Here is an 8,094-nt window from a genome sequence, read left to right as displayed (position 1 = left end):
GCCTCGGGCTTGCCGGCCTCGGGCTTGCGCGCCGGCGAGGTTTCGGCGAGCGCCGGCTCAACGACGACTTCGGGCGTGCCGCCGAAGCCGTAAACCTGCATCGGCTTGTCGCGGCCCTTGATCGCGATCTTGTAGGGGATCGTGCCGGCGAATTTGCGCCCGGTCGCCGCCACCGTCTCGGCCGAGACGATGATGTCGGACAAAAGCCGGCGCGTCGCCGCTTCGAGCTGGCTGGCGATCATCACCGTCTCGCCGACCGTGATCTCGCGCCGCCCCATGCTCTCGTTCTCGACGGCCCCGATGATCGTCTGGCCGCCATGAATGCCGATGCCGATGCGCAGGGGCAGCGGCAGCGCAGTGGCATATTCGCGGTTGAGCGCCTCGACGGCCCGCACCATGTCGCCGGCGGCGATGATCGCCGCCATGCCGGCCCGCGAGGGCGTGCTCTCGAGGCCGAAGACCGCCATCAGCCCGTCGCCATAGATCGCCTCGATGCGGCCGCCATGGGCGGCGATCGCCTGCGACATCTCGTCGTAGAAGCGGTTGAGCAGGCTGAGCAGCTCATGCGGAAGCTGGCGCTGCGACAGGGCGGTGAAGGCGCGCAGATCCGCGACCATCACGGTGAGCCCCTTCCTCGCGATGCCGGAATCCGGGTCGAGCGTCCCGGCCGGGCCGGCGCCGCGCTGCTTGGCGGCGAGCAGGATCTGGACCTGCAGATCGTGTTTCGGCCGGATCTGGCAGGCGAGGCGGACGCGATCTCCGGCCGAGATCCGGCGCAACAGCCTTGCCTCGTTCGGCCCCGGCGGCGGCAGGTCGTCCGCCCCGTCCAGCACCAGCACGCGGCAGGTCGCGCAACGGGCCCGGCCGCCGCAGAGCGCCGCATGCGGGATGCCGAAGCGGCGGAACATCTCGAGCAGGGTGAAGCCGGGCACGACCTTGCGCACGCCATGGCCGACGAAGCGCACCGTGATCGCACCGAGCGCCCGCGCCCTGACCTCGCGGATGGCGATGAAGAGCACGAAGCCGCCGACCAGGCCGAAGAAGGTCCGTTTCGCCCAGGTGACGTGCATATTGAACGAATCGACCTGCTGCGTGGTGTAGAGCTCCGGCGGCAGCGCCATGATCTTCGCCTCGCGCCCCGCGACGACGAAGCCGATCAGCGCCAGCAGCGGCACGAGGATGGCGGCGAGCAGGAACGGGTCGCGCCAGTGCGCATAGGAGTCTCGGGTCCGGAAGGTGAAATGCAGCCCGATCACGCCATGCGTCCAGACCAGCAGCAGCATCAGGCTCTGCGACAGCGCCAGGCCCGGCCACAGCCGGCGCAGCACGGCGTGATAGCTCTCGTCCTGCCCGAACAGGGCGTCCTGGATCCGGGTCGCGACGATATGGTCGATCAGGAACAGCGGGATCGCGACCCCGAGCGCGATCTGCAGCACCTCGCGCAGCGGCATGCGGAAGGTCCGCCGTTGCGCCACCCGCCACAGGGCGAAGACCGGATGGATGATCAGGGCGCCATAGAGCAGGACCGTTCCGATCTTGCTTCCCCAGAAGCCATGGCGCCAGAGCTGCACGGCCTCCATCGCCGAAACCCCGAAGATCCCCACCGCGTGGTTGAGGAAATGCGTGGTCGCGAAGACCATCAGGACGCAGCCCGAGGCGAAGCGGACATCGCGGCTCCAGGAGGAGACCTGCTCGAAGTTCGAGGCGGCGGCCCGGCCGCCTGGCGTGGATGGGCCCGAGGTTGGGATCGAGCTCATCGGTGCCCTCGCACGGTCACTGCGCCTTCTCGTCGCGCAGGACGGTACCGGCGAGCCGGTACAGCCGCGAGGCGAGATCGCGCGACAGCCCCACGGAGAATTCGGGGATGCTGTCGAGCAGTTCGAAGAAGAGTTCGCGCGGCAGCCGCAACATCGAGACGTCGGTCTTGGCGCTGATCCTGCCGACCGTGGTTTCGTTGCAGAGCAGCGGCACGTCGCCGATGATGCTGCCGGTCGCCAGCCGGAACGAGCGCTGCTGGCTGTCGGCATGGGCATGCGAGAGCTCGATCTCGCCTTCCAGCACGCAATAGACCTCCTGCGGCTTCTGGCCGTCCTCGGAGATCACCGAGCCGGCCGGGAAATGGCGGCGTTCCCCCATCAGCGCGAGCAGCTTGAGCCGCGATGCCGGCAGGCTCCGGAACAGCGGGATCGATTTCAGGCGGTCGATATCGCTCTCGAGCGTCATGTCCTCGCCTCGATCCGCTCGGCGCCGGCTCCCGGCGGCGGCGCCGTGTCCTCCTCCTCGGCTTCGGCTTCGGCCTCATCCTCGCCCGGAAGCCGGCCGGCCGGCCCGCGGAAGACCACCTTCTCGGGGATATCGGCCGCCAGGGTATCGTCGGTCAAGAGCAGGAACAGCGTCTGGTCCCGGCAATGCGCCATGAGCCGCGCCACCAGCCCGGCCGGGTCGCTGCCGACGGCGAGGAATCCGTCGAGATCGAGCACCAGGATGTCTGGCCGCTTGATCAGCGCCTGTGCCAGCGGCACCATCAGCCGCAACCGCAGCGGCAGATGGCGGCCGCGCGGCCCGACATCGGTGTCGAGCCCGAGACGATAGGCTGCGCCATCCAGCCCGGCGCGGGACAGGGCCGTGCGCACGATCTCGGCCACCTTCTCCCCGGGATCGGCGATGCCGAAGCCGAGACGGCCGAAGAACAGGTTGTCGCGCACGCTGGCGCCGTGGATGACATCCGTGGGATCGTAGAACTCGACTTCCTCGGCGCTTTCGCCGGGCAGATAGGTCTTGAAGGTCTGGCGGGCGCGCAGGATGCGGCGCTGCAGGGCGGCATCGAGCAGGTTCAGGCGATGCTTGGGCTCGATATAGCCGAGCGCGAGCGCCATCGTCTCGCGCTGCGTCTCCGGGTCGAGCGGCCCGCGCATGTCGTGCTTGTGCAGCGCCTCGGCGAGCTCGTTCAGCTTCTCGAGGTCGAGATCGCCGCCGAAATTGTAGCGCGCGAACAGCGCATGGCCATGCGGCATGCCGGCAAAGATCTCGACCAGCGTGCCGACGATGCGCCCGCCGATCTCGGCGAGCGGCTCCTCGAGCGATTCCGCCTGCAGCACCGAGCGCGCATAAGGGTCGTCGAGCAGCAGCTCGGCCGGCCGGCGGCCATTGCGCACCGCGCCGAAGACCAGGTTTTCCGCGATCGTCGCATTGGCGTTATAGCGCTCGGGATCGAAGGTCTCGATCAGCCCGCCGAGCTTCGACCGGGCGAGTTCGGCCGCCACCACCTGGCGCGCCTCGACGATGCGCTGGGCAGCGCCATCCGGCAGCGGCGCGATGACCTTGGCATCGAGGCCGAGCTCGTAGATCGCGTCGGAGCAGCCAAGCATTTCGAGCACGGCCAGGACATGCGCTTCCAGCGCCTCGGGGCCATCCACCCCGGCGCCCTCGTAATCGCTCCAGTCGGCCGAGAAGGGCAGCGGCGTGTTGCCGGAACGCAGCGCCTCGATGAAGCGGCGGTGCTCGGCCTGATCGACCGACCGCTCCGGCTTGATCGTCGGGCGGCGGCGCTTCAGCGACAGCAGCACATTGTCGCGCAGCCTGCCGTTGATGAGCTCGATCTCGGGACCGGCATAGCCGACGACATGGCTGGCGCTCTCGACGCTGAAGCTGCTCAGCGGCCGCCCGTCGATCAGCACGCGCCCGCCATAGCTCGTAGCCTGCCGGCCGATGATCCGTGCCAGCGTGTCGCGCCCACCGCCCGCGGGTCCGATCAGCGCCACGCAGCCCGGCCGCCGCACCGAGAAGGACAGCGGCAGCAGCAAGGGCTGGCCGCGATTGTCGAACATCTCGACCTTGTCGAGCTGGATCTCGCCTTCGCCCGGCAGGCGCGTCACGCCATCCTTCTCCTCGAGCTCGAGCGTCTCGCGCGGGCTGAACTGGGCGATCACCTGTTCGTATTTGATGTTGACGTCGTTGCGCTGCTGGTCCCAGTCGATCAGCTCCTTGATCGGCGGCGGCAGGTCGCGATAGGCCGCGATCACGGCGACGAGCTGGCCGATATCGAGCCGGCCCTGCAGCGCGAAGAAGCCGCCGACGGCGTAGAAGAAGAACGGGGTCACCTGCGCCAGCAGGTTGTTGAGGAACTTGACCGCGAATTTGCGCTTGTAGAGCGCGTAGCGGATGTCGAACAGCGCGCCGAGCCGGCCGGCGATGTCGGACTGCACATAGGCCGTCGCGCCATGACCCTGGATGGTCGGGCCGGCATCGACGATCTCGCCGATCCGCCCGGCGAGCTGGCGCGAGGCGAGCTGGCGCTCGCGCCCGAGGCGGAGCTGCTCCCGGCGCAGGATCGGGATGACCACGGCCTGCAGCAGGACGATCGCGAGCGCGATCGAGCCGAGCCAGACGCTCTGCATCATGATGAAGGCGAGCGCGGTCAGGGCCTGGCTGAGCAGGAAGGCAGGCTGGATGAAGGCATCACCGACGAAGCTGCCGATCGGCTCGACCTCGTCCTTGATCATGCTCGCCACCTCGGCCGGCTTGACGGCGCGAATGTCCTCGGGACGGAAGCGCATCAGCTGGGCGAAGAGGTCGTAGCGCATGCGCCTGAGCATGCGCTCGCCGAGGATGCCCTTGCGCACATTGACGGCATATTTGAAGCCGCCGTTGATCAGCACCAGCGCGAGGAAATAGAAGCTCAGCGTCAGCAGCAGGCCGAGCTGGCTGACCTCGAAGCCGTCGGACAGGCGAAAGCTGCCGCCGCCGAGGAAATCGGGCAGGTGCAGGCTCCAGTCGAACACCGTCGTGCTCGTCCTGCCGTCCCTGAAGGCGCCGCCCTGGATCGCATCGTTGACGATGCGCTTGGGCACGTCGAAAGAGAGCCAGTTGAACGGAATCGAGACGAGAATGATCAGCAGAACGACGATCTGCTCGGCACGGCTCTTCTGCCAGACGTAACGGAAGAGACTTCTCTCCAAGGGGCGATTCCGTCCTCAGGCCGCAGGAGCCGCAATCCTGCACCGGCTCAGGGGTCATATGTGGGCAGTTCTCGCCCGCGCGCAATGCGCCCCGCCCGCTCCTGGCCGCGGAGGCCGGCGGCGGTCTTGCGTCCTGCAAGCCGGTGGCGAGCAGCGTCAGCCGATCGGCCATGGCGGCCGGGACTCGACAAGAACCGGTATTTCAAGTTCCGTCCTGTCGGGACACCGGCCCCGAGGGCTGGACGGTCGACTGCGACTGTTTCGGCGCGGGCTCCGTTGCGTGGACGTCATGGAGAATGGCCAATGCCCCGAGGAGTGACGAAGCGAATGCCGGCGGCGGGAACGGACGGATCGCATCGGCAGGGCAGGGCTTTCGGCCGCTGAGCGGCCGGCTCGCCGGTCGGCAACAAAAACAGGGGACACGGCGTTCGCCGCTCATGGATATTCTGCAGATCAGGGACCTGCGCATCGGCTTCACCGTCCACGGCCTCGCTCGCGACGTCGTGAAGGGCGTTTCGTTCCGGGTCCCGGCCGGCCGGACGGTGGCGCTCGTCGGCGAATCCGGTTCGGGCAAGTCGGTGATCTCGCAGGCGATCATGGGCCTGCTGCCGCGGGCCGGCTCCATCACCGGCGGCGAGATCCTCTTCCATGACCCGCGGGCGCCGGAAGCGCCGATCGACATCGCCGCCCTGCCCGCCGAGGGCAAGGAGATCCGTGCCTTGCGCGGCGGCCAGATCGGCATGATCTTCCAGGAGCCGATGTCCTCGCTCTCGCCGGTGCACACCATCGGCAACCAGATCGAGGAGGCCCTCCTGCTGCACCGGCCGATGCCGAAGGCGCAGGCCCGGGACTTGATCGAGGCGATGCTGAAGCGCGTCGGCTTCAAGGAGCCGTCACGCGCCTATGGCTTCTACCCGTTCGAGCTCTCGGGCGGGCTGCGCCAGCGCGCCATGCTCGCCATGGCGCTGATCTGCGAGCCGACCCTTCTGATCGCCGACGAGCCGACGACCGCGCTCGACGTCACCATCCAGGCCCAGGTGCTCGACCTGATGCGCGACCTCCAGGCCGAGATGGGCATGGCGATCCTGCTCATCACCCATGATCTCGGCGTCGTCGCCAACATGGCCGACGAGGTCGCGGTGATCTACCATGGCGAGATCATGGAGAGCGGCAGCGCCGAGGACATCTTCCGCCGGCCCCAGCACCCCTATCTCAAGGCGCTGCTCAACGCCTCGCCGCATTTCGAGATGCAGGAGGGCGAGCGGCTGGTGGCGCTGCGCGAGGCCCGCCCGCGCGCTCCCGCCGCCGCGAAAGCGCCGCCACCGCAGCGCGCCGGCGCGCAGGAGGCGCCGCTTCTGGCAGTGCGCCATCTGCGCAAGACCTACACCACCGGCACGAGCCGCTTCTTCGGCAAGGGCACGAAATCGACAACCGTCGCGGTCGACGATGTCAGCTTCGACATCAGGCGCGGCGAATGCCTCGGCCTCGTCGGCGAGAGCGGCTGCGGCAAGACCACCGTCAGCAAGCTGATCATGCGGGCGGTCACGCCGGATTCCGGCGAGATCCGCTACGACGACGGCCGTCAAAGCATCGATGTGCTCGGGCTGAAGGGCGAGGAACTGCGCGCCTTCCGCACCCGGATCCAGATGATCTTCCAGGATCCGGTCTCCTCGCTCTCGCCGCGGATGACGGTGCTGAGCATCCTGCGCGAGCCACTCGCCATCCACGAACGCGGCGACGGCGCCGAACAGAAGGCGCGGGTCACGGCGCTGATGGAGGATGTCGGGCTCGATCCGCGCTTCCTCAACCGCTATCCGCACTCCTTCTCCGGCGGGCAGCGTCAGCGCATCGGCATCGCCCGGGCGCTCGCGCTCGATCCGGACCTGATCATCTGCGACGAGCCGGTCTCGGCGCTCGACGTCTCGGTCCAGGCCCAGGTCCTCAATTTGCTCAAGGACCTGCAGGCCGAGCGCGGCCTGACCTTCCTGTTCATCTCGCACAATCTCGCCGTGGTGAACTACATGGCCGACCGCATCGCCGTGATGGCCAATGGCCGTATCGTCGAGCTCGCGCCGCGCCGGACCCTGTTCACCGCTCCGGTGCACCCGTACACCAAGGCGCTGCTGAAATCGGTGCCCTTCGCCGATCTCGACCGCAAGCTCGACTTCAAGCTGGTGGCGCCCGGCGGTGCCTCCGACATGCGCTACTGGCCGAACTGCTTCAAGCCGGATGGCGCCGGCGACCCGCTCGCCCATCTCGATCTCGGCTCCGGCCATCTCGTGCTCGCCCGGCAGGGCGCCGACCTCCGGGAGCTCGTCTGATGGCGACGCGGCGCGCAGGCCTCCTGCTGCTCGCGGCGCTGGCCGCACTGGCGGCGCCGTTCGCCGCCTCCGCCGGCGCCACGCCCTTCATCGACAGCCCCCTCCTCGCCGCCAGGGTCGCATCCGGGCAATTGCCGCCGGTCGAAAAGCGCCTGCCGGAGAAGCCGCGGGTCGTCGATGTCGCCGCGATGGGCCGCGAGCCCGGCCGGCACGGCGGCACCATGCGCATGCTGATGGGCGACCAGCGCGATATCCGCATGATGACGGTCTACGGCTATACGAGGCTCGTCGTCTATGACGACAATCTCGACCTGATGCCCGACCTGCTCGAGGCGGTCGAGGTCGACGAGGGCCGCATCTTCACCCTGCGGCTGCGGCCCGGCCATCGCTGGTCGGACGGCCATCCCTTCACCGCCGAGGATTTCCGCTATTGGTGGGACGATGTCGCCAACAACAAGCGATTGTCGCCGGGCGGGCCGCCGCAGGCCATGGTCATCGCCGACGAGAAGCCGAAATTCGAGGTCGTCGATGCGCTGACCGTGCGCTATTCCTGGTCGCGTCCGAACCCGGTCTTCCTGCCGGCGCTGGCCGGGGCGCAGCCGCTCTACATCGCCATGCCGGCACATTATCTGCGGAAGTTCCACGAGCGCTATGCCGACAAGGAAGCGCTGGCGCAAATGGTGCGCGAGGTGCGCGTCAAGGACTGGGGCTCGCTGCATGAGCGCTTCTCGCGCCAGTACCGCCCGGAGAACCCCGACCTGCCGACGCTCGACCCGTGGATGAACACCACCGCGATCCCGGCCCAGCAGTTCAGC

General features: G+C 68.4%; 5 protein-coding genes. 2 read left to right on the top strand and 3 right to left on the bottom strand.

Annotated features, from left to right (window positions below; genetic code table 11):
- The 3 genes from V6M56_RS11725 to V6M56_RS11715 form a co-directional block, all read right to left on the bottom strand.
- Positions 1-1,757 (bottom strand): adenylate/guanylate cyclase domain-containing protein (locus V6M56_RS11725; RefSeq protein WP_332683891.1); only part of this gene is annotated, 1,757 nt, incomplete at its 3' end.
- 16 nt (positions 1,758-1,773) lie between these two features.
- Complete coding sequence (locus V6M56_RS11720) at positions 1,774-2,223, bottom strand: cyclic nucleotide-binding domain-containing protein (RefSeq protein WP_332683890.1); 450 nt, start codon at positions 2,221-2,223, stop codon at positions 1,774-1,776.
- Entirely contained in the window at positions 2,220-4,958 is a 2,739-nt protein-coding gene (locus V6M56_RS11715; protein WP_332683888.1) for an ABC transporter ATP-binding protein/permease, read from the bottom strand. Before V6M56_RS11715 ends, V6M56_RS11720 begins: the two co-directional genes overlap by 4 nt.
- 437 nt (positions 4,959-5,395) lie before the next feature.
- Here V6M56_RS11715 and V6M56_RS11710 point away from each other — a divergent pair, with 437 nt between their 5' ends.
- Both V6M56_RS11710 and V6M56_RS11705 read left to right on the top strand, forming a co-directional pair.
- Positions 5,396-7,279, top strand: coding sequence for an ABC transporter ATP-binding protein (locus V6M56_RS11710; protein WP_332683886.1), 1,884 nt, complete (start codon positions 5,396-5,398; stop codon positions 7,277-7,279).
- On the top strand, positions 7,279-8,094 hold an 816-nt coding region (locus V6M56_RS11705; protein WP_332683884.1), incomplete at its 3' end, for an ABC transporter substrate-binding protein. The genes V6M56_RS11710 and V6M56_RS11705, both read left to right, overlap by 1 nt.

Origin of the sequence: Allobosea sp. (assembly GCF_036675845.1) — a bacterium.
Lineage (GTDB): Bacteria > Pseudomonadota > Alphaproteobacteria > Rhizobiales > Beijerinckiaceae > Allobosea.
Note: the sequence above shows the minus strand (reverse complement) of the source record. Positions and strands in the feature narration are given on the sequence as shown.

What these genes read in the sequence shown, in the direction of transcription:
- V6M56_RS11720 (WP_332683890.1), bottom strand. Translation starts at nt 2,223, where the DNA reads ATGACGCTCGAGAGCGATATCGACCGCCTGAAATCGATCCCGCTGTTC.
- V6M56_RS11710 (WP_332683886.1), top strand. Translation starts at nt 5,396, where the DNA reads ATGGATATTCTGCAGATCAGGGACCTGCGCATCGGCTTCACCGTCCAC.